The following is a 20,217-nucleotide window of genomic DNA, read 5'->3' on the forward strand; positions in this document are numbered from 1 at the left end:
TTTACTATTTAGTTTGTGAAGTATTACACTTAAACTATACTGCCATTTCGTATTATAAGGTTAGCCAGATTTTTCTGGTTGACCTATTTTTATTAGGTTTTATGATTACAGTAGCCAGGGTAGAACGTAGCTGCCATTGGGACATTGATCTCGTCAACTAAACTGTTCTCCCTCTACTTATAGAAACATGTTTGAGGTTGGTTGGGACCTAGATCTCGTATAACAAGCGAAGCTATGAAACTATAAGAAGAGCTAGAGGTTACTGGTGAAAATTAAATTAAGGAGTGAAATAAATGAATCCAGTAATTGGTCTGGATGTTTCAAAAGGAGAAAGTGAAGTACAAGCCTTTTTAAATAAAGGTATTCCTTACGGAAAAAGCTTTAAAATTTATCACACTAGTGAAGGATTAATTTCTTTTTTACATTTTCTAAATGATTTAGAAAACAAGAGCTTAGTTAAACCTACTGTCATTCGTGAATCAACAGGACATTATCAAGCACCTATCATACAATTCTTAGAGAAATACAATTACTTGTATATCGTTATTAACCCAATCCTGTCACATCAGTCTAAAAAAACAAGCTTAAGAAAAGTAAAAACTGATGCCATGGATGCCTTTCACCTATGCGAATTGTTTTATAAAGAAGAATTAGAGCCCTATAAAAAACGAGGTATTAATCTCTTAAATCTTCGCCATTTAACAAGACAACACGAGGCTATAACTGGTCTGTATGTTCAAGCTAAACTACAATTTCACACAATGTTAGATCAAATATTCCCTGAATATAGACATGTATTTGGTGATTTATTTTCAAAGGTTTCTTTAAATCTATTAAATGAATTTCCTACTTCTGAAACAGTTTTAGAAGTAAGTGAAGTAACTTTAGCTGATAAGATTCATTCTCTATGCAAAACTCGTTCATACCAATGGGCATTAAAAAAAGCAGCAAAATTAAATGAAGCTGCCAAAAATAATCCATTTGAGAATATTGTGTATCAAAGCCATTTAGTTAGTTTAAAAATGTTTATTAAAATGCTTCTTCAATATCAAGAGCATCTATCAATCTTAGACGAACAAATAGATACTCTCGCTAGAGACATTGAAGAATATGAGATAATCCAGTCTATTCCAGGAATCGGAGAAAAAATCGCTGCAACGATTATCTCCGAAATCGGTGAAATAGAACGGTTTAATCATCCTAAAAAATTAGTAGCCTACGCCGGTATAGATCCTAGTGTGCATCAGTCTGGCAAATTTACAGCCACTATTAATCGTATTACCAAAAGAGGGTCAAGTAGACTTCGTCACGTCCTATACATGGCTGTTCTTTGTGGTATAAGAAGTTCAAGAAATAAACGATTAAAGGAATTTTACGATAGAAAACGTGAAGAAGGAAAACCTTCAAAAGTCGCAATAATCGCTTGTGTAAACAAATTACTTCATTGGATATATACCCTAATGAAAAGAAAAGAAACTTTCCTTGATTTAAGCTAAATACCAAAATTACGAAGTAATAACACAACCTTCCAATTAGGTGATGGAAGGCTATTTGGTATGCACATTTTTAGTATAGCATGTGACTATTAAGTTGTTTATTGAAAAATATTGACATCCTATTAGCTGGTTTAGTTGAAGAAGGAATAACAAAAAAAGAGCCACGACTGTGACTCAGGCTATTCAACTAATACATACATTAGCTAAAATTGTAATACTCTTTAATTCCTTTAATTAAATACCGTATGCCAACAAACAGGAATACTATACTGACTATTAACGGAATAAATGAATTGTTAAATAATGCTGTTCCAATTAAATATAACGATTGATCGTTTCCTCGCTCTACTCCACTCAACGAAATTACTGTTGATGGAATAACTGTCATTCCGAATAAAATAATACTCATTAAGATTCCGATACCGCCAATTATATGGTTATTCATAATATCTTCTCCCTTACAAACTATAAATTCATTATACATAATTCTAGTTTTAGTATAAATAAACTATTAACAACACTAAGAAAATGTCATTTAAAATATAGACAATTCATATTCTAAAAAAAGGACAAGTAAAGGGTGTGAACTGTTTGAACATTGTAGAAATAACTTTAATAATGTTAATTTTACTTATGATCATCATTATAGGTCTTACTCTTGTTTCAAAATACAAAAAACAAGCAGTTAAAATTTATACAATTGAGAGTTTCTTAAATGGACATCATTTGATCGAAAATGAAGATCAGAAGAAAAATCTGATAGATCGAATAAATGATATCTTTGATGATAGTAAAGACAGTGCTGGGTACGGCGAAAGTGACGATGGTGATGATGGCGGTGATGGAGGAGAATAATAGTCTTAGTCTCACATTGAGTACTTAACGTTTAATCGCATCAACTATTAGCGAAGGAAAACCAAGTTGATCACCTTGATTTCTAGCATCATACCTTTTTGAACGGTAAATCACACCATCATTCGCATCCCACTCACTATAGTAAAATTTTCCGCTTTCATCACAATATTCAAGTAATATAACTTCAAATCCAGCATTTTCAAACATTTGAGTTAATGTTATATAGTTATGAACGATTTTATGACTTGCAGCAGGATGGTCTATCGGTCCAGGTCCCCCGACTTTCACGATATTTTGATAGGTTTCATCAGGAAAAAATGCATCTGGGACAGCACAACGAATATGACCCGATGATTTCAAAAATTTATAGCAAATTTTAGCTGCTTCAACACCTTGCTCAAAAGTAAGATGCTCCCAAACATGCTCAGCCAAGATTGCTGATATTGAGTTATGCTTAAACTTATTTTCCCAAGTAGATTCATCTAATAAGTTAAGTTCATCTTCCTGAGTTTGTATCCAACCAGGATTATTGTTAAATGCACCAGCCCCTACTACTACTTTCAATTCATTTTGATGAATAACGAACACCTCCAACTCTTAACTAATTTTTTACTTATGTGAACTTTCAATTAGTAACATTTAATACAAGTTTTTTAAAGTCGGAAACCATTTCAATGAATTGTTCTTTTTCTTCTATAAATGGTAAGTGATTACTGCGCTCATAAATATATAGTTTTGATTCTATTAAGTTCTCATTTATTTCTTCAGAAAAATATAATGGGCATTGTGCATCATACCTTCCACAATAAACAAAAATAGGCACTTTAACTTTAGTAAGTTCAGTTAATATGTCATATTTCGGTAAATCATAAAAAGAATAATAATCTAATCTTTTTTGTACAACTTTACCGCTACTCGGTTTTGAAAAATATTCCTCACGCTTTTCAACATTATATAAAGACAGATCAGTCCATTCTTTGTTAGCCTGTCTGTTTTCTTCAATTGTAGAATTGGCAGATTTTAAAACGGCGAATATTTCTTTTAATTTACTATTTAATGGACTTTTAGGGCAATACATACTTTTCTCATGGTCCATATATTTATTAGTAGCAGTAGCTCCTCCTACTAATAATTTTGAAAGAGAACTAGGAAACAAGGTTACGTAATACAAACCGAGCATACCACCTGTTGAATGACCCGCATAACTCCATCTTTCAAGGCCAAGCGCAATTCTAATAGCTTCTAAATCTAAACAAGTTTCTCGCATGCTTAATTCTTCGTCCTTCATTACCTTGCATGAATTACCTGCTTCTTTTAAATTGATTAAGTAAACTGTAAATTCTTCAATGAATACGTCTGCAAAATAATTACCTAATTCATTAAATTCACTATATAAATGAGTAATACATATTGGTTCCCCACTACCTTTTGTAAAAATCTCAAACGCTCCTCGACTTGTTTTTACAATCTGCTTCTCCCACATAAGAAATTCACCCCAAAATTGCTAATCATTTATTATTTAATTTTAATTCAATAGAATTCTGATGATTCCTTTAAGCAAAAAAAGAACGGACTACCGAAGTAGACCATCGAAATTCATTTCGAATATGAAAATTTCATGTCACATTGCTTGAGATTAAAGAACAATCTTAACTATACCACCAACTAGTATTAGAATAGACACTGTCAAAAGAGTAATTTTAGTGGACCGGTTAGATTTATGAAAAAGTTTTATTAACATGTTCTACACCTCAATTTCTAATATTTCCTACTACAATTTTTATGAAAACGTGTTTAATAAGATACCAGTATGATAGTAATTATTATTTGTATCCTTTTAACGCCTTTCCTAACTGATTATCTGATTAAACAGACAAATTATGTTACAAAATTATGATGTAGCTTGAAATCATTAGAGTATCAATAGATTAACCGTTTAAGTAAAACTATTATTTTTTAACTTTTGGTAAGAAAGGTCTTTCTCCTTACCCACATTTCTATGGTATATTGAAAAAAGTGGGAGTTGATAATATGTTTTTAGAACTGTTCGATCAGTTGCCTGTAAGAATTTTAACTGCGGCACTGCTGATTATATTCACAGTATATTTAATCCGAAAATCGATCAAGCTTTTCTTTGATAAAACGAGTTTGTTGGATGAAAAGCGTGAAGAGACAATTATGCATTTCGCTAAACAGGTGACAAAAGTATTAGGATGGGTATTATTCTTACTTTATGTAATAAGTGAAAGTGATTTCATTGATCTCGGCAATTTTATTGCTGGTTCTGTCGTTGTGGCAGGTGCCGTAGCATTAATACTACAGCATATCATTAGGGATTATATTATGGGGCTAACTTATTTGCTTGAGCGACAAATTCATCTCGGTGACTATGTGATCATAAACGGAAACCGTCAGGGGAAAATTGAGGAAATTAGTATGCGCTTCTTGAAAATCCGCCAATATGATGGTTATCTATATACTGTCTCTTATAGTAATATCACGGAGCTTCAAAACGGGAACCGCGGGATGCGACGTGTGAACGAGAGTCTTGTCCTCAATTATAAGCAAAATCCTGACGACGCATTCAAGGTGCTAGAGGAAGTTGCAAAAACTTGTAATGAAAAATATGGTGAATTCCTGTTACGGGATGAAACCGGAGTTCCTGTTGAGAGTTTCAGATTCAACCAAATTACTGAACTAAATGTGGATTTCAGAGGTAACCGATTCTCTTTATCTGGTCTTGTGAACGAATCGAACTATGTTGAAGCCGGAAAAAAAGTTAGGTATGAATTGGCAAAGGCTGCCCACCAATACGATTTGATGATGGCAGAGAGTCTAAATACAAGCCATTAAAAAAAGCAATAGTTCATTACTCTTGCTTTTTATTTATTTAAAACTTTTATCATGCTAAATATGACACCGAGATGTTCGGAAACATGTGATACATTATAAATGAGTAAATCTTCAATTGTATTTGCTTCTAGAAAATTCTTTTTAACATCAGTATCAAGTTTACCATTCAAAGCTTCGTGGATATAATCAAGTTGTTCTTTCAATTGTTCAATTAATAAATCACAAGTAGGCGGTTCTTCTTTCCAATCAAGTGGTTTTGTACCATATGCAAAAAATATTTGATAGCTTTCTGGTAGAACCTTTTTTTGTTCAGAAAGCCGAAGTACATGGTTTTCAGTAGAATAAAGAATATGACCTAGTTGCCAATGAATACTATTTTTAAAACCTTCAGGTACAACATTTCTCTTATTTTCAGGACATTTCTTAATCAAATCAAACAATTTATTATATTTTTTATTTAATAGTTTAAAAACATAAGATGAATCATTCATTATTGTCCCCCTGATTTTACTTGCGATAAATATGTATCAAAAAAGGAATTTCAAAAGTGAAATTCCTTCTTTACATAGATTTTATTATGTTTTTGCTATTACATCAAATTAAGCCTTTGTAGTAGTGTAGTTTTCTTCTAATGTTTTCTTTAGAAACGAAGCTAATTCAAGCATACCATATTTTCCAGCTTTTGCTTCAGCATCAGAATTATAGTTCGTGTTTGTATTGATATCGTAAGTAAATATTGTTCCTTCAGCATTTCTGATAAATTCAATTCCAGCTACTTGAATATTATTATTAACTAAAACGTCTTTATATTTATTTAATATTTCATCTTCAAATCCTTCAATAATTTGGAACTTAGGTTTCTCTTCTACTTCTTCTCCAACCGGGCAGAATAGATCGCCAATTTGGCATACGTCCGCTGGGCAAAGTTCAAAACCTTCCGAAGTATCAACCTTAACAGCATATACAAAGTTTCCTCCGACAAACTCACAACGAGTTATATAGCTTTCAGGAGACAGTATGTATTCTTGAATAAGGGTAATGCCATCGACTGGTTCTTCGAAAGTAGTTCCTTCCACATAAGTTTTTAATGCTTCAATACTATGAAATAATTGAACACCTAATCCTTTACCTGCTCGATTATGCTTCGTAATAAATGACTGTCCTGCAAAACTTTCAGCTGCCTTCAAAATGTTTTCTTTTCCAACCGCTGCAATTGTTTTTGGCGTCTTAACACCATACTTGTTTAATTCTAAGTATTGCAAAACCTTACTAACTTCTAGTTTTAGTGCATTCGTTCCATTTAACACCGTACGTCCATGAGCTTCAAGCCAAGCTAATACTTGCGCAGTAAATTCAGCCGCAAAACGATGATCACGTGTGTGAGAAGAAGCACTCATTCTGCTATAAAAAATACCTTCTGGTGGTTCGGTGGATAAATCTAAAGTTCCTTCGTCTAAATGCCATTCTTCATAAGGAACACCAAGTTCCTCCAATCTTTTTGTTAAATGGACTGTCCACTCACTATTTTCATGAATTACATATACTTTACTCATTTTTACGACCCCTTTCTAGTTCTTTATTAAACTACGTTTTTGTTCAACTAATGGCATAACCTGTTTTGAAAATCGTTCCATTTCCTCAAGTTGAGGAGAAAATTGTAATAATAATAAGTCTAAGCCAGATTCTTCATATTGTAAAATTCGATTTGCAATTTGCTCTGGAGTTCCTACTAAATTTGGGCGTAGACCTCGGTTAGACACCGAGTAATCCTGTAATTGAATTTGTTGCTCCAATTGTGACTTTGTAGTGAAGTCTTTAAATCCAGCATATCCGCTTGAATCCTTCACATTTGTGATTTTTTCAAGCTCAGCTTGTGCCTCTTCTTCAGTATCACGGCATATAACATACGCAGCCATTCCAAAAGAACTGAATGGTGCATTATCAGTTTGTTCACGACGTGCTTTCATATCTGCAATTTTTCGTTCAATCTCTTCAACAGTTCCACCATGCATTACATATGCATCACATTTTTCTGCAATGGTTTGCTTGCCTTTTTCACTTTCACCACCTGCATATAGAATCGGGTTAGGTCTCTGAACAGGCTTTGGAGCAAGCTTCGTTTCTTTCAGGTCGTAAAATTGGCCAGAATAATTGAAGGTTTCTTCTCTCCATAAACCTTTTAGTACATCAATAAACTCTTCGGTACGAGCATAACGTTCATCATGTTCTGTAAAAATACCGCCATATTGACGCGCCTCGTCTGCCCACCAAGCAGAAACAACATTTAACGTAAATCGTCCGTTACTGATTCGATCAATATTTGCTGCCATTTTTGCTGCTACAGCTGGATTATGAAACCCAGGCCGAATCGCCGTCATAATTTCTATTTTTTCTGTCACCGCTGCAAGTGCTGCTGCTGTAGACCAAGCTTCAAGAGAGTCATGCTCTGGTCCCTTAATATCATTTAAATTTAATTCAGCTATTAAAGTAGTTGAGTAGCCCCATTTTTCAGCTGATTGAATAACATCTTTTGCATATTCATAAGTTGGCGGCATATTTTCATCATCGACATTTCGTAACCATCCTCCAAAAATCGGTAACCAAAAACCATATTTCATTTAGACACTCTCCCTTATTTTCACTTTCACCAAGTTTACCTATCTACTAAGTTGGAATTGTACTTAAAATAAAAAACTCTCCTCCAAAAGAAGAGAGTTTAAAACTCTCTTCTCATCTTTCAAGCATGTGCTTGTTGGAATTGGCACAGTATTCATAAGAACCTGCTGCCGAGGCTTCAAAGGGCCAGTCCCTCCACCTCTCTAGATAAGAAGAAAAATATAAATTCAAACTTTTTTATTAATAAAGTGATAATAGTTTAAATTTTTTTAATTGTCAATTAATTCACTCTAATGTTAACCTGTTTTTTAAACTGATAGATGATAGCTACTTTAAAACAGTACTTTGTCTAAATTTCCTGTTTTATTAAACTACAATAGTCACAAAAATCTGGAGTTTTTCTCCCTTATATTTTGCGAACGTAGATGTAGATCAATCATTTCATTACTAATTTAACACATATAAAAATTACTTCAAAAAAAGAGCAGCCATTGGCTACTCTACAAAATAATAGTTATTCGATAGTATTTGTTCCATCAGACTTGCTATTTTCTATACTTTGTTCAGGTAAAACAGTGACAGCGCCTTGATTTATATAGCCATTCGTCTTGGATGCATATGACTTGATCAATTCAGCTATATCAATACCTGTCATTTCTTTTAATGGCTCTTGCATTTCGACCATTGTTTTTGTAATGCTCTTTCCGAATGATGGGATCCCTTGACCGTTACCTGAATCAATAATTTTAACTGATTCAATATTATTAAGTGGTTGAGCAATTTTTTCTGCAAAAATAGGGAGCATTTCAATTAACTTTTCTGTGATGATGACCTCACCATGTTTTTCCATCGCTTCAGCTAATAACTTACGTGCTTCCGCTTCTGCCTTACCACGTTCACGAATAACGTCCGCCTCAGCTGAACCTTCTGCCTTACGAATTTTGGCTTTTGCTTCCCCATCAATCTCAGCTTTACGTGCCTCAGCTTCAGCTTTACGAGTTGTTTCATAATATTCTGCATCTGCTTTTGTTTTACGTACTTTACTTTCCTCTTCTTCTAGTCTAACTGCTCGTTCACGCTCTAGGAATTTAAGTGATAATTCTTCTTCTTTTACTTCTTTAGCTAATTTGGCTTTTTCAAGTTCATAAGACTGTTCTGATTTTGCACGAGCACGTTCGGTTTCTTCCATGAAGGCTGCGTCTTTTATATCTTTTTCCTTTTTCGATTCTGCGATTGCAATTTGACGTTTATATTCTTCTTCTTTTGCCTCTTGATCGGTTTGTGCTTTATGTATACGAGTTTCACGCTCACTATTTGCTTCAGCGATTTCTGCCAATTTACGAACTTCAGCGATTCGTGGTCTACCTAAGTTTTCTAAGTATCCATTCTCCTCATCAGCGTCACGTAAATCTGTTAGACCTAATGATGTAATTTTAAATCCCATTAAATCAAGTTGCTTTTGTGCGACTTCAGATACATCTTGATTAAATTTTTCACGGTTACTATTAATATCTTCTACCGTCATTTTAGAAAGAATCGCACGAAGATTACTTCCAAGAACCTCAATAATTTCTGCTTCAATTTCTTCTTGTTTCTTACCTAAAAATTGTTCTGCATAGTTTGCGATCCCATTTAAAGTATCCGCTACCTTAACCATTGCTACTGCATCAGCAACAATTGGTACACCACCATTTGTATAGACTCTTGGCGTTGATAACTTTAATTGAAAGGATGTCAGATTAACAGGTGTTGATGTTTGGAAACGTCTTAGACGGTATCCACCACCTCGAATAATTTTCATTGATCGACCTTCTTGGTCTGTAAAGATATTTGTTTCTTTCTCAGGATCACCTAATTTCGGACCTGTAATAATTAAAGCTTGATTTGATTTAGCAGTTCGATAACGATACCTGATCCAAAAAAAATAGGCTACACCACCAATTGCAGCTATGATCAGTACTGGAATTAAAAACAAAAGTCCTCCTAAAAAACTTAGCATTGCATTTCCTCCTTCTAAAATTTCCAAAATATTACATTTATTGTATTATTCGACATAAATGATTAAATCCCTTGTTAAAAAACCTCCGTTTACTTATCCATTTTTGCAAGTAAAGTACGCGTTAGTTGATTACAACTACTGTCTTAAGAGATTCTAATTCTATAAGTAACAATCTTTATAAAGAATCTAAAAATAATAAACGGACTACCGAAGCAGCCCATTATTTTTTCTATAAAGAATGCGTTAGATGTTTGGTAATTTAATAGAATAATTGATTTAAGATAGATTTCTTAATTAGTTATGGTTATATGCCATTCCACAAGAGCAACGATTTCTTCCAATTAGCAGGTGATAGGATGCGGGTAATTCCTGATTGACTTGTTGAACTGCAATAGCAAATTCATTACTATCACTAGGTACCTGAGTTAGTGCGTCCGCTTTTTCTTGAGAATCAATAACTGCTCCAGGTGGCACAAATGTATTTGCTGGAATTGTGACACCGTTTGTAACTACGGCGTTATAGGAAATAAATGCTCCTCTTCCGACAATCGCGGTATAAACAATTGCATTAAACCCAACAAATACTTTGTCGGCGATATAACATGGCCCATGAATAAGAGCACCATGGGCTATACTCACTTCATTACCAATGAAGATAGAAAATTTTCTTCCTACAACTGAAATTTTTTTATTTGCTAAACCATGCAGAATGACTCGATCCTGGATATTTGTGTGAGAACCTATATAAAAAGGTGTTCCTTCATCAGCACGTATTGTTACATTAGGAGCTACATACACATTGTTTCTAAGCGTTACATCACCTATAACACTCGTAAACTGACTTACAAATGCAGTTTGATCAATAGTAGGATAATGTTGAATAAGATTATATGAAGTTATGGGGTTTGGACTTATGAAAGGTTCAAAACAGCAAGAAGGATTATTAGAATAGGAGTTTGATTCTTTATTATCTCTCACGTTATCACCTCATTTACAATTTATTTTTTTAATCACGTTTTATGCCTTAATAAAATATAGATTCGTTTGCTGAAAGCGGTATTTAAAAATATAAAAAAAGCTGCTATTTAGGCAGCTTTTGATTTTTAACTATATTTTGTCTATGTAAAATACTCATGCTAGTTTTATGTTGAAAAAGTAGAATATTAAATCTTAATAAATCCTTTTTGCGAATGGATGATTTTCTGAAAACTGTATTAAATCCCACAAATTTCCGTATAAATCCTTAAATACTGCTACAGTACCGTAATCTTGTGTTTTGGGTTCTCTTACAAATTCGATTCCTCTTGAAGTCATTTCGTTATAATCTCTCCAAAAATCATCTGTACCTAGAAAGAGAAAAACTCTTCCTCCTGCTTGGTTCCCTATAAAAGACTCTTGCTCTGTTTTAGATGCTTTTGCTAGTAATATTGTAGTACCATTTGAACCCGGAGGTGATACAACTACCCATCTCTTATCTTGTTCAGGCTGGTATGTATCTTCTAACAATTGAAAATTTAGTTTATTAGTATAAAAATTTATAGCTTCTTCATAATCTTTTACAACTAGCGCTATATGTACAATTGATTGAATCATTTTAGTTTCTCCTAACTAGCTTATTGCTACTATTGCTTAACGACAAATGCAAATGTATTTAAAAAAAAGACTCTATGAATGACAATGAGGATTATTATTGATCGTTTAAATCAACATCATTCAAAAAGCTTCCAATCACTCTTAAATACTCTTCCGGTTCTTCTAAGTAAGGCATATGTGCACTCTGCTCAAATACATGGAACTTTCCATTTGGTGTAAGCGTACTGAAATATTTAGTTGATTCAGGAGTTGCTTCATCAAAACGACCACAAGTATATATCGTTGGAACATGAATATCTTTTAATTTCGAAGTACAGTCAAAATCCTTTAAATTTCCGGTCACGTGAAACTCAGAAGGTCCCCACATAATATTGTATACTTCCCTATTTCTTAAATGTGCACCATTTTTTATAAATTCCGGGTTCGGCTCGAGTCTATAAACGAAATGATTATTAAATACCGCTGTAGCATTCTTGTACTCTTCAGAATCAGTTGTTCCATTTTCTTCACAATTTTTTAAAGTTTGTTGAACCTCAAGAGGAAGCAGTTTTCGATTTTTATCTTGATCCTCAGCCCAAAGTGGAGCACTCAAACAAGGACTTGAAAAGATGATACTCTTCACACCGTCTGGTTTGGATAAATAATATGCTGCAGCAAGGGTCGTCCCCCAAGAATGTCCTAAAATGTGAAATTCATCAAGGGAAAGTGCCTCACGGATTTGCCCTAATTCTTCAACAAACCGATCAATATTCCATAAAGTAGTATCAATTGGACGGTCAGACTTGCCACATCCCAACTGATCATAAAATATAACTGGACGATCCTCTACTAGTTTTTGCAATCCCTGTAATGAATAATGTGAAGAACCTGGCCCACCATGTAAAACAATTACTGGTGTGGAATTTGTGTTTTTTTCATGGATCTGATACCAAACCTTCCCCCCAGTTACGTCAATAAAACCTTCTTTTATACTCATTTATTTCTCTCCTTAACGCTTTTTAATTAGAATCAAAACTGTTGAACTATGTAAAAGTGATGCATAACTTTATTAAACTATCTCACGCGTTAATTAAACAAGTTATTTTTAATTTTTAATAGGGCCTACTCAAGGGAATCTGCTAATTCTTTTAACTTATTATATGTAGTACTATTTTGAAAGTCTAATCCTATTATATCTAAACTTTCACACGCAAAAAATAAGTGTTCACACCAATCGGCGTCATTTTCTTTGACTGCTTTTTCGCATTCTATTTCTATATATTTAGTACTAATTTCATTACCTAAATCCCTAAATACTTCAATCCCATCTAAAGCCCCGGGCCAGTTTCGATCCTGTAATTGTTCTGCTAATTTTGGTAAAGCTTTTTCATTTCTTGGATAGCCTATTTTCTTAATAACAGCTACTGCATTTTCCCAACAAGCCTTACTATATTTAGGTATAAGTAGATCAACCTTATCTGGTGGAAGATGGAAAAGAATATCCATACTCTCTAATTGTATATCTTTTGGTAGATGCCAATTTAGTTCATAAACATAAGTAAGTATATGTTCATCATCATAAAATTCATATGAAGAATAATTTGTCATAACGATTACTCCTTTAACTCTAAACTAATAAAATTTATTTATTTATCCAACTCTTATTAGTATTAGATTTCTAAATATTCAGATGATACTATTTTTCTCCAATCCCATAAGCAAGTAGAAATATAAGAATTATTGAGCAAATTGAAAAAAAAGTTAAGTATGATTGGTACCCATTTTAAGGTACCCTTCTTCCCTTTAAATCCTATTAAAAAACCAATAATGGGCATTAACATTATTGTAAGATTTGCATTCTACCAGAGTGACCAAATTCTCCTGGAGGACTACTTATAAGAAAGTATGCCAATAGGATAAAAATACCTAAAAATATAAAAGAAAATATACTATATCTATTCATATTTTTTCTTGCCTCTCCTTTTAATATTTCTATTATGATCGTAAAACAATTTTGGCATATTTCTATATTACTATTTTACTCATAGGATCCGTTCAAAAACAAAGAGCCCCCAAATACATCGGAGACTCAAATAAATTAATATTGATCGGTAAAAATCTGTTGGCCCAAGATGCCGTGGAAAAATTGTTCAAGAACTGGGACGTCTTCTGTCATAATACCAAGTTTTTGTACCCAATGTTCAGGATGTTTAATATCATCCCTGCAAATCAACACCATGCGTTCGCTTTGAATAGAAACAACCATGGCTTTTCCTAGAAAATTCCCTGAAAAGATAATCGCAAAGTCGTATCGATGACTTTCAGTAGCGATACAGTAATAATGAATATTTTGAGTTTCTTTCTCTTCCGATAAAATGTGAAAATTCATCTTTACCACTCCTTTTTGTAATTTGCTTCTTTAAGCAACCTATGTTGAAAGGTTAAGTGATTTCAAGAATAAAGAAATTCTATAAAAACTGCCTTTATATTAAATTAAATATAAATATACGATTTCCCTTTATTTTTCGCTAAATATTTTAATTGACTTCAAATGTTTAGCCTAAAGTCCTACTTCATTATTCCAAATTTGAACTTTACAAAAGCGAATTTGAGACATTTAAAATCTTCTCAATTAGTATATACTTATTAAATTTTTTAAAGTTACTCAACATGATAAAAGCTTTTTATAAAGTTTAATAACGGTTAAATGCATTCCTTCGTGATATAAATTAAACGTTAGAAATTCTTTTGGTGTCTCCAATTTCATTCCTGCCGAAGTGGTATACGGTGGGATTATTTTTTCGTCTATTCGATCTGAAAGTGTTTCTTGAATTCGAACTTGTTGAGCTTTAAGAAGTTCTTCTAACTCCGATAGAGTAGGTACTCGATATTCGTGGGTATTTAAAGGTGACGTACCGTATTCAAATTGTTCCTTGAAACCTTCTGGTAAATTTTGTGGAAGCCCTAAGTATTGAAACGCAAATCTTTCTACAACAACATAGATATGCCCTACATTCCAACGAATTGTATTTCTGAATCCCTCAGGAATTCGATCAGCCATTTCTTCTGAAACTCCGTCTAGTAGGTTCAAAGTTTGATTTCTTACAAAAGCTAACTGATTGAATAAAAATTGTTCCATTTACCTCAACTCCTAAATTGTTTATAGTTCCCCATGACATCGTTTAAGTGCCTTACTGATACTCAACTTTAAATGAAGCAATTCATTTTAATAAGCATCAACAAACTTAAAGCAACCTAAATAAAAAATATAGTCGCTTTAAAAAAGGCTATGATTACCATAATATATTAATTCTCTCCCATGCATGATATTCCCTCTATAGTGATTTTTGAAGTTTACTATACGCTACTAAAAAACAATTAGTTGAACAAACATAAAAAGTAGGAATCATTAATTTTTAATGATTCCTACTTTTTAATGGTAGATTATATATATTAAAATCAAAACTCTGACTTTATTATTTCTGCTTTCTTTGCATTTCTTGCTTTAGCTTATAATTACGCATTCTTTTCATATTTTCGGGTGCGTCCATCGAATCCTCAATGATCATTTCGATAACACATAGTCTTTCAGCACGTTCTATATCTGCTTGGTTTATAGCTTGTTCAAGCTCCCCATTTGTTCGAACAATAGTAGTAAACGCATTCCCTCCAAAGGTTTCAACCAGTTTTGTGTAAGACCACTGAGGTATTTTGTTGTACTTCTGATTTTTTGTTTTCACATTTAAATATTTTTCAATGGTATAACCATTATTGTTCAAGACGAAGATAATGGGTTTACAGCCGTAATAAAGCATAGAGCTAATTTCTTGGGCAGTTAGCTGTAGTGAGCCATCTCCTGTAAACAGTAATACCCGGCGTTCTGGTGCTGCGATGCTGGCACCAAAAGTCGATGGGGTTGCATAACCGATAGACCCCCAACCACCTTGACCAATATATATAACATTGCTCGGTAGTCTTACCTCCGCCATCCCATTATAAAACGTACCGGTCTCGACGATTAGGATATCGTCTTTTTTCAGCATCTGTTGAAAAATGGGGTAATATCCAGTTGCCATAAGAAGTTCATCCGTATTTGTTTTGCACTGATTATAAGGGAAATCCACTTTTTTTAATAATCCTTGACCTTTGTATCCTAAACTTTTCAAAGCATTAAGCATATCTTCAGCAAGTACGTTCGGATACACCGCTTCACCGACCTTAACAAAGTCCGGTTGAATATTGACGGTCTTTAATGAATTCAGTTTTGCTGTATAACTCGCGGTGTTGACGTCTGCCCATACTAATCCTATAGCAATGATACAATCTGCATTTTCTATAATACTTTGCACTTCAGTAGATCCAAAAGAGCCTAAGTACATACCAATATAATTTGGATGGGTTTCATCAAATGCCCCTTTTCCGAACAGCATTGACGCAACGGGAATATTCATTGTGTCCGCCAGCTGTTGAACTGCAGTTTGAAGACCAAAACGCATTGATTTTACATCCACCAGAATCACTGGACTATTAGAATGCTCTAGTAGTTGACGGACATGATCCACCGCAGCTTGAAGAGTTAGCTTGACGGAGGTTCTTGGTTGCTGTACTGGCACTTCTCGGAACATAATCGGCTTCGCTACTAAATCATCTGCCACTACGAGGTATACTGGTTGTTTCTTTTCTTTAGCAATTCGAATAGCAGCTGGAATCTCAATCATTGCATTTTCTGGTGTGAGTACTACACTATAGGCTGTTATCTGCTCATACATCTTACGAAAAACATCAAAATTCCCATCCATTAATGTGTGGTGCATTAGCTTGTGCTCTTTTTGATCTTTTTCTGGAGGCGAACCAACAATGTGAATAATCGGAACATGTTCACTGTTGGCACCCGCTATCGGATTACACGCGCTTAGCTCTCCAACCCCAAAGGTTGTAATGAGTGCTGAAATTCCTTTGATTCTTGCGTAGCCATCTGAAGCATAACCCGAGTTTAGTTCGTTCCGTCCTTCAATAAACTTAATACCGTTATATCTCTCCAAAGTGTCCAGCAATGTAAAATTATAGTCTCCTGCGACGCCGAAAATTTCTGTAATCCCCTCCCACTTTAAGCAATCAAACAAATACTGCCCGACTGTTTTTGGGGCCATATCATAATTAGAGTCTGTACTGACCCTACTTTTCATCTTATCCATTTTCACACTAACTCCTTATCCAATTTTTGGATTTATTCAGTTTACTAGTATCCCTTTTATTCGTACCCTATCATTGAATAGGTTATACGATGCTTTATGAATGTTTGAATCGCTTTTTAACGACAAAAAGAAGAGTTCTTTTTTAAAGATCTCTTCGAAAAGTAATTTTTTATTCAGATTGCTTAGTTAACCTCTCAAGCTCTTCTTCTATCTTAAGAGGATCTATTCTTTCAAATAAGGGTTCAACATTTGACAAATATTGCGATTTAACTAGAAATGGTCTCCAATCTGTTACTGATGTTGAATTGATCATTCCCTTGACCTTACTACTTGAAAAAGGTAGGAACGGATTTAGAATATGTGATAAATTGGCAATTAAATAGATACAATTTGCAAGCGTTACTTTACAAGACTCCGTATCTTCCTTTACCTGTTTCCAAGGTTGTTGGTCATCAAAGTATTTATTAGAGAATCTAATTAACTCGAAAATTTTTTCTAATGCTTGTTTGAATGTAGTAGTTTCAATACAATGACCTACTTCATGGTACAAAAGATTAACTTGATCTTGAATAGTAGAAGAAATGACTTTTTCAGGAATCATACCATTAAATGATTTTTCAATAAATTTTAGTGTACGATTTACAAAGTTGCCATACGCACCTAATAATTCACCATTATGACTATAAATAAACTCTTTCCAAGAAAAATCGGCATCACGACTTTCTGGTGCGTTGATTGATAAGAAATAGCGTATTGAATCTGGATCGTACTTTTCTAAAATATCTGGAACCCAAACAGCCCAATTTTTACTCGTAGACAATTTCTTTTTTTCTAAAGTCAAATACTCGTTTGAAACAATATGTGTTGGTAATGATTCTTTTCCAAGACCGGAAAGAATTCCAGGCCATACTATAGAATGAAACGGTATATTATCTTTTCCGTGAACGTAATAGGATGTAACAGAAGAATTCCAAAATGTTGAGTCGTCATTCTTTGTTTCTTTTGCCCATAACTTACTTGCTGTGTAATATCCAGAAACCGCCTCAATCCAAACATAGATTTTTTTATCTTCATATCCTGCCACTGGAATACTGACACCAATAGGCAGGTCTCTCGAAACTGCACGATCCATCAAACCTTCCTTTAAGTATCGCTTAGTAAGTGAGATTGCATTCTCTCTCCAAAGATTCCTATTTTCAGCATTTTGAGTATAGTTTTCCAATACCGATTGGAATGAGCTTAATGCGAAGTAAAAATGCTCTGTCAAACGTTTTATCGGAGGCTGGCTACAAATTTTACACTTTCTTTCAAGCAATTCAAGCGGTTCTAACACTGTTGAACAGTAATCACACTGATCTCCACGTGCTTTTGCCCCGCAATTAGGACATATACCTTCTACATATCGATCCGGTAAAAATTGTTGATCATATTCACAATATGTTTGTTCAATTTCTTTTTTGTAAATAAGTCCCTTCTCAAGTAAATCTAGAAATAATTGTTGAACGATTTCATGATGATGTTTTGTATCTGTTCTTGTATAGATATCATAAGAGAATCCTAATTTTGTAAAACACTCTAAAAATTCATGGTGATAACGATCCGCGATTTCTTTGGGAGAAACCCCATCCTGTTTTGCTCTGATTGTAATAGGTGTACCATTGCAATCACTTCCTGATACATACAAAACTTTTTCTCCTTTGATACGGTAATATCTCGCTAGAATATCTCCAGGTAACAAACTAGAAATATGTCCAAGATGTAATGAGCCGTTTGCATAAGCCCAAGCACCTCCGATAAAAATACTCATAAATAAAACCTCCTAAAATTAATCTAATTTTAAAAACAAAAAAACCTCACCCTTAACTGTAATAGTTAAGGACGAGGTTTGAATTTCCACGCGGTACCACCTTATTTTACAAATGGTTCACACCATTTGCCTTATGCAAGTACGGAGTAATAAATGCTACTCTTATACTGTGAATTTGATAACGAGTGTCAAAACTCGCCGTAGCCTACTAATACCAAAAGTATGTTCAGTACGAAGCTCAGAGACCATTGTTCAAATGTGTGTTTTCTCTTCTTTTCAGCTACCGAAGCTCTCTGTATAAAACAACTTCATTTTACTTTTTCTCTTCATTGCCTGTAATTTATAATTAATATTTAGTATATTCAATAATTTTCATAAAATCAATATCAAAATATATTTTATATTATGATATATTTTGCAATTAAATTTGTCTATTAAATCCAATCAATATGTCGTGTGTCCATTTTGTATGAGGTCATAGAGGTCATTTGGATTGATGACTAAGTCATTTCCGCCAATTAATGCAACATGAACGCCTTCATTTGTACCGAACGCATACTTTCCTTCAAGATGCGCCTGTTCAAATCGATCATTTGGAAAGTGCGCATGTGTGAATTCGATGCGCTGTCGTTCCATAAAACCCTTTCGTTGGTCTACTTTATAAATAGACATATGGACATTTTCAAACTGCGCACTATGAGGCAAAATGCCATTTCCAACCCAATAAGAAGGAGAAAAATTTCTCGCATTGTCATCAAAAATCGGCGCACCCGGATGTGTCGTGAAAATACTAATATTTTTATTTAAAGTTGCTTGCCAGATGTGATGCTGGTCACCAAACGTTCCTGGATAATAGTTTTGTGCTGTTGATAGAATATAGTTGGTTGTCCGATATGTATATGAGTTCACCTTTTGGATCGCGACACCGTTTGATACTGGATTTAATATTTTTGTTATGAATGGTAATAAAAAATCAAGTGATTTTATATCTAGCATCTATAGATCCTTCAAAAAATCATTTGCCTTCATATTGTAGGCTCGGAACATTCTCATTGTTTCACGAATCGCTTGAGGATTTGTAAAACTTTCCATTGCCCATTGAATATAGCCTGCTGTCTCTTCGCCTTTTTCGGCACGGAATTGCTCAAGTTCCTCCAAATCATGTCCCATACTTGTTTTAATGACGCCTAGTTCTGTGTCGTTCGCAATTTCAAATATGACTTTAGGTAACTGATAATTTTTGCATAAAAAAAGATTGGCACTTATGCGAGAATAATCTAATTCTCGCGTATAACGGTTTCCAAATAAAAACTCATTAATTTCAAGCACATCTTGTGTTAACGGTTCGCGTTTTTGGACTTCATAACAACGGCCACTTGTAACTGAAAACAATCCTTTATACAAATGCATCGCCATATCTGCTAAAATTAAATCCATTATTATTGTCGATTTACTTTTGATTTCTTCATCACCAAAATCAATGAGTAATGCTAAAGGTGCAATATCTTCTTCATAATATGTGTTTGAGTGCCATTCAATAAAACCGTGCTCAAATCGGTGTTTCAACCAAATTAAAATTTTCTCCCTAAACTTCTCACTCAGCTGTGCACCTGTTAAACCTGAATTCCTAAATAGTTCATGATCGTAGTAACGCCCTGCTACATATGCACAAGTAAAAAACAGTAACTGATGATTTTCGGACCAATAACACATCGAGTCATCACCAGGTTCATCCATCCAATACTTGAATGATAAAATAGTAGTTTCCATCTCTTTTAAGGTGTTATCCGACAAAAGTGATGAATAAGTATAACGTTCTTAAAA

General features: G+C 33.8%; 20 protein-coding genes, 1 riboswitch and 1 other annotated feature. Of the genes, 3 read left to right on the forward strand and 17 right to left on the reverse strand.

Annotation, left to right across the window (positions count from 1 at the left end; translation table 11 throughout):
* The first annotated feature begins 293 nt into the window (after window positions 1-293).
* Complete coding sequence (locus tag CAB05_RS01115; RefSeq protein WP_087997966.1) at window positions 294-1,496, forward strand: IS110 family RNA-guided transposase; 1,203 nt, start codon at window positions 294-296, stop codon at window positions 1,494-1,496.
* A 199-nt stretch (window positions 1,497-1,695) separates the two neighbouring features.
* Here the strand turns inward: CAB05_RS01115 and CAB05_RS01120 are convergent, their stop codons facing one another.
* Entirely contained in the window at window positions 1,696-1,941 is a 246-nt protein-coding gene (locus CAB05_RS01120) for a hypothetical protein (RefSeq protein ID WP_087997967.1), read from the reverse strand.
* Window positions 1,942-2,087: 146 nt separating this feature from the next.
* Here CAB05_RS01120 and CAB05_RS01125 point away from each other — a divergent pair, with 146 nt between their 5' ends.
* On the forward strand, window positions 2,088-2,351 hold the full coding sequence (locus tag CAB05_RS01125; protein WP_087997968.1) for a hypothetical protein: 264 nt from the start codon (window positions 2,088-2,090) through the stop codon (window positions 2,349-2,351).
* A 24-nt stretch (window positions 2,352-2,375) separates the two neighbouring features.
* Here the strand turns inward: CAB05_RS01125 and CAB05_RS01130 are convergent, their stop codons facing one another.
* Both CAB05_RS01130 and CAB05_RS01135 read right to left on the reverse strand, forming a co-directional pair.
* Window positions 2,376-2,939 (reverse strand): class I SAM-dependent methyltransferase, encoded by a 564-nt coding sequence (locus tag CAB05_RS01130; protein WP_087997969.1) that lies wholly within the window; start codon window positions 2,937-2,939, stop codon window positions 2,376-2,378.
* A 37-nt stretch (window positions 2,940-2,976) separates the two neighbouring features.
* A complete protein-coding gene (locus CAB05_RS01135; protein ID WP_087997970.1) occupies window positions 2,977-3,834 on the reverse strand; it encodes an alpha/beta fold hydrolase in 858 nt (285 codons plus the stop codon).
* A 548-nt stretch (window positions 3,835-4,382) separates the two neighbouring features.
* On the opposite strand from CAB05_RS01135, the gene CAB05_RS01140 reads away from it, so the two are divergent.
* Entirely contained in the window at window positions 4,383-5,204 is an 822-nt protein-coding gene (locus tag CAB05_RS01140) for a mechanosensitive ion channel family protein (RefSeq protein WP_087997971.1), read from the forward strand.
* A gap of 29 nt (window positions 5,205-5,233) precedes the next feature.
* On the opposite strand, the gene CAB05_RS01145 is transcribed toward CAB05_RS01140, so the two are convergent.
* From CAB05_RS01145 to CAB05_RS01210, 14 genes are all read right to left on the reverse strand, one after another.
* Window positions 5,234-5,695: a DinB family protein gene (locus CAB05_RS01145; RefSeq protein WP_087997972.1), complete on the reverse strand. Its 462-nt coding sequence runs from the start codon at window positions 5,693-5,695 to the stop codon at window positions 5,234-5,236.
* A 108-nt stretch (window positions 5,696-5,803) separates the two neighbouring features.
* Window positions 5,804-6,757 (reverse strand): ATP-grasp domain-containing protein, encoded by a 954-nt coding sequence (locus CAB05_RS01150; protein ID WP_087997973.1) that lies wholly within the window; start codon window positions 6,755-6,757, stop codon window positions 5,804-5,806.
* Between the two features lie 15 nt (window positions 6,758-6,772).
* On the reverse strand, window positions 6,773-7,822 hold the full coding sequence (locus CAB05_RS01155) for an LLM class flavin-dependent oxidoreductase (protein WP_087997974.1): 1,050 nt from the start codon (window positions 7,820-7,822) through the stop codon (window positions 6,773-6,775).
* A gap of 109 nt (window positions 7,823-7,931) precedes the next feature.
* Window positions 7,932-8,034: riboswitch (SAM riboswitch) on the reverse strand.
* A 300-nt stretch (window positions 8,035-8,334) separates the two neighbouring features.
* Window positions 8,335-9,819, reverse strand: a complete 1,485-nt coding sequence (locus tag CAB05_RS01160) for a flotillin family protein (protein ID WP_087997975.1) — start codon at window positions 9,817-9,819, stop codon at window positions 8,335-8,337.
* A gap of 294 nt (window positions 9,820-10,113) precedes the next feature.
* On the reverse strand, window positions 10,114-10,797 hold the full coding sequence (locus tag CAB05_RS01165) for an LbetaH domain-containing protein (protein WP_087997976.1): 684 nt from the start codon (window positions 10,795-10,797) through the stop codon (window positions 10,114-10,116).
* A gap of 192 nt (window positions 10,798-10,989) precedes the next feature.
* On the reverse strand, window positions 10,990-11,412 hold the full coding sequence (locus CAB05_RS01170) for a VOC family protein (protein ID WP_087997977.1): 423 nt from the start codon (window positions 11,410-11,412) through the stop codon (window positions 10,990-10,992).
* Window positions 11,413-11,506: 94 nt separating this feature from the next.
* Window positions 11,507-12,388, reverse strand: coding sequence for a proline iminopeptidase-family hydrolase (locus tag CAB05_RS01175; RefSeq protein ID WP_087997978.1), 882 nt, complete (start codon window positions 12,386-12,388; stop codon window positions 11,507-11,509).
* A gap of 125 nt (window positions 12,389-12,513) precedes the next feature.
* The gene (locus CAB05_RS01180; RefSeq protein ID WP_087997979.1) at window positions 12,514-12,999 is read right to left on the reverse strand and encodes a hypothetical protein; all 486 of its coding nucleotides are present in this window, start codon (window positions 12,997-12,999) and stop codon (window positions 12,514-12,516) included.
* Between the two features lie 490 nt (window positions 13,000-13,489).
* A complete protein-coding gene (locus tag CAB05_RS01185; RefSeq protein WP_087997980.1) occupies window positions 13,490-13,780 on the reverse strand; it encodes an SAV0927 family protein in 291 nt (96 codons plus the stop codon).
* A gap of 276 nt (window positions 13,781-14,056) precedes the next feature.
* Complete coding sequence (locus CAB05_RS01190; protein ID WP_087997981.1) at window positions 14,057-14,530, reverse strand: DinB family protein; 474 nt, start codon at window positions 14,528-14,530, stop codon at window positions 14,057-14,059.
* A 337-nt stretch (window positions 14,531-14,867) separates the two neighbouring features.
* Complete coding sequence (locus CAB05_RS01195; RefSeq protein WP_087997982.1) at window positions 14,868-16,586, reverse strand: alpha-keto acid decarboxylase family protein; 1,719 nt, start codon at window positions 16,584-16,586, stop codon at window positions 14,868-14,870.
* Window positions 16,587-16,755: 169 nt separating this feature from the next.
* Entirely contained in the window at window positions 16,756-18,393 is a 1,638-nt protein-coding gene (gene metG / locus CAB05_RS01200) for a methionine--tRNA ligase (protein ID WP_087997983.1), read from the reverse strand.
* A 64-nt stretch (window positions 18,394-18,457) separates the two neighbouring features.
* Window positions 18,458-18,732: a binding site (T-box leader), on the reverse strand.
* Window positions 18,733-18,837: 105 nt separating this feature from the next.
* Window positions 18,838-19,389 carry a hypothetical protein gene (locus CAB05_RS01205; protein ID WP_087997984.1) on the reverse strand — a complete coding sequence of 184 codons (552 nt, stop codon included), beginning with the start codon at window positions 19,387-19,389 and terminating at the stop codon, window positions 18,838-18,840.
* Complete coding sequence (locus CAB05_RS01210) at window positions 19,390-20,163, reverse strand: hypothetical protein (RefSeq protein ID WP_142283038.1); 774 nt, start codon at window positions 20,161-20,163, stop codon at window positions 19,390-19,392.
* Between the last annotated feature and the right edge of the window lie 54 nt (window positions 20,164-20,217).

Origin of the sequence: Gottfriedia solisilvae (assembly GCF_002128405.1) — a bacterium.
Taxonomy (GTDB): domain Bacteria; phylum Bacillota; class Bacilli; order Bacillales; family Bacillaceae_G; genus Gottfriedia; species Gottfriedia solisilvae.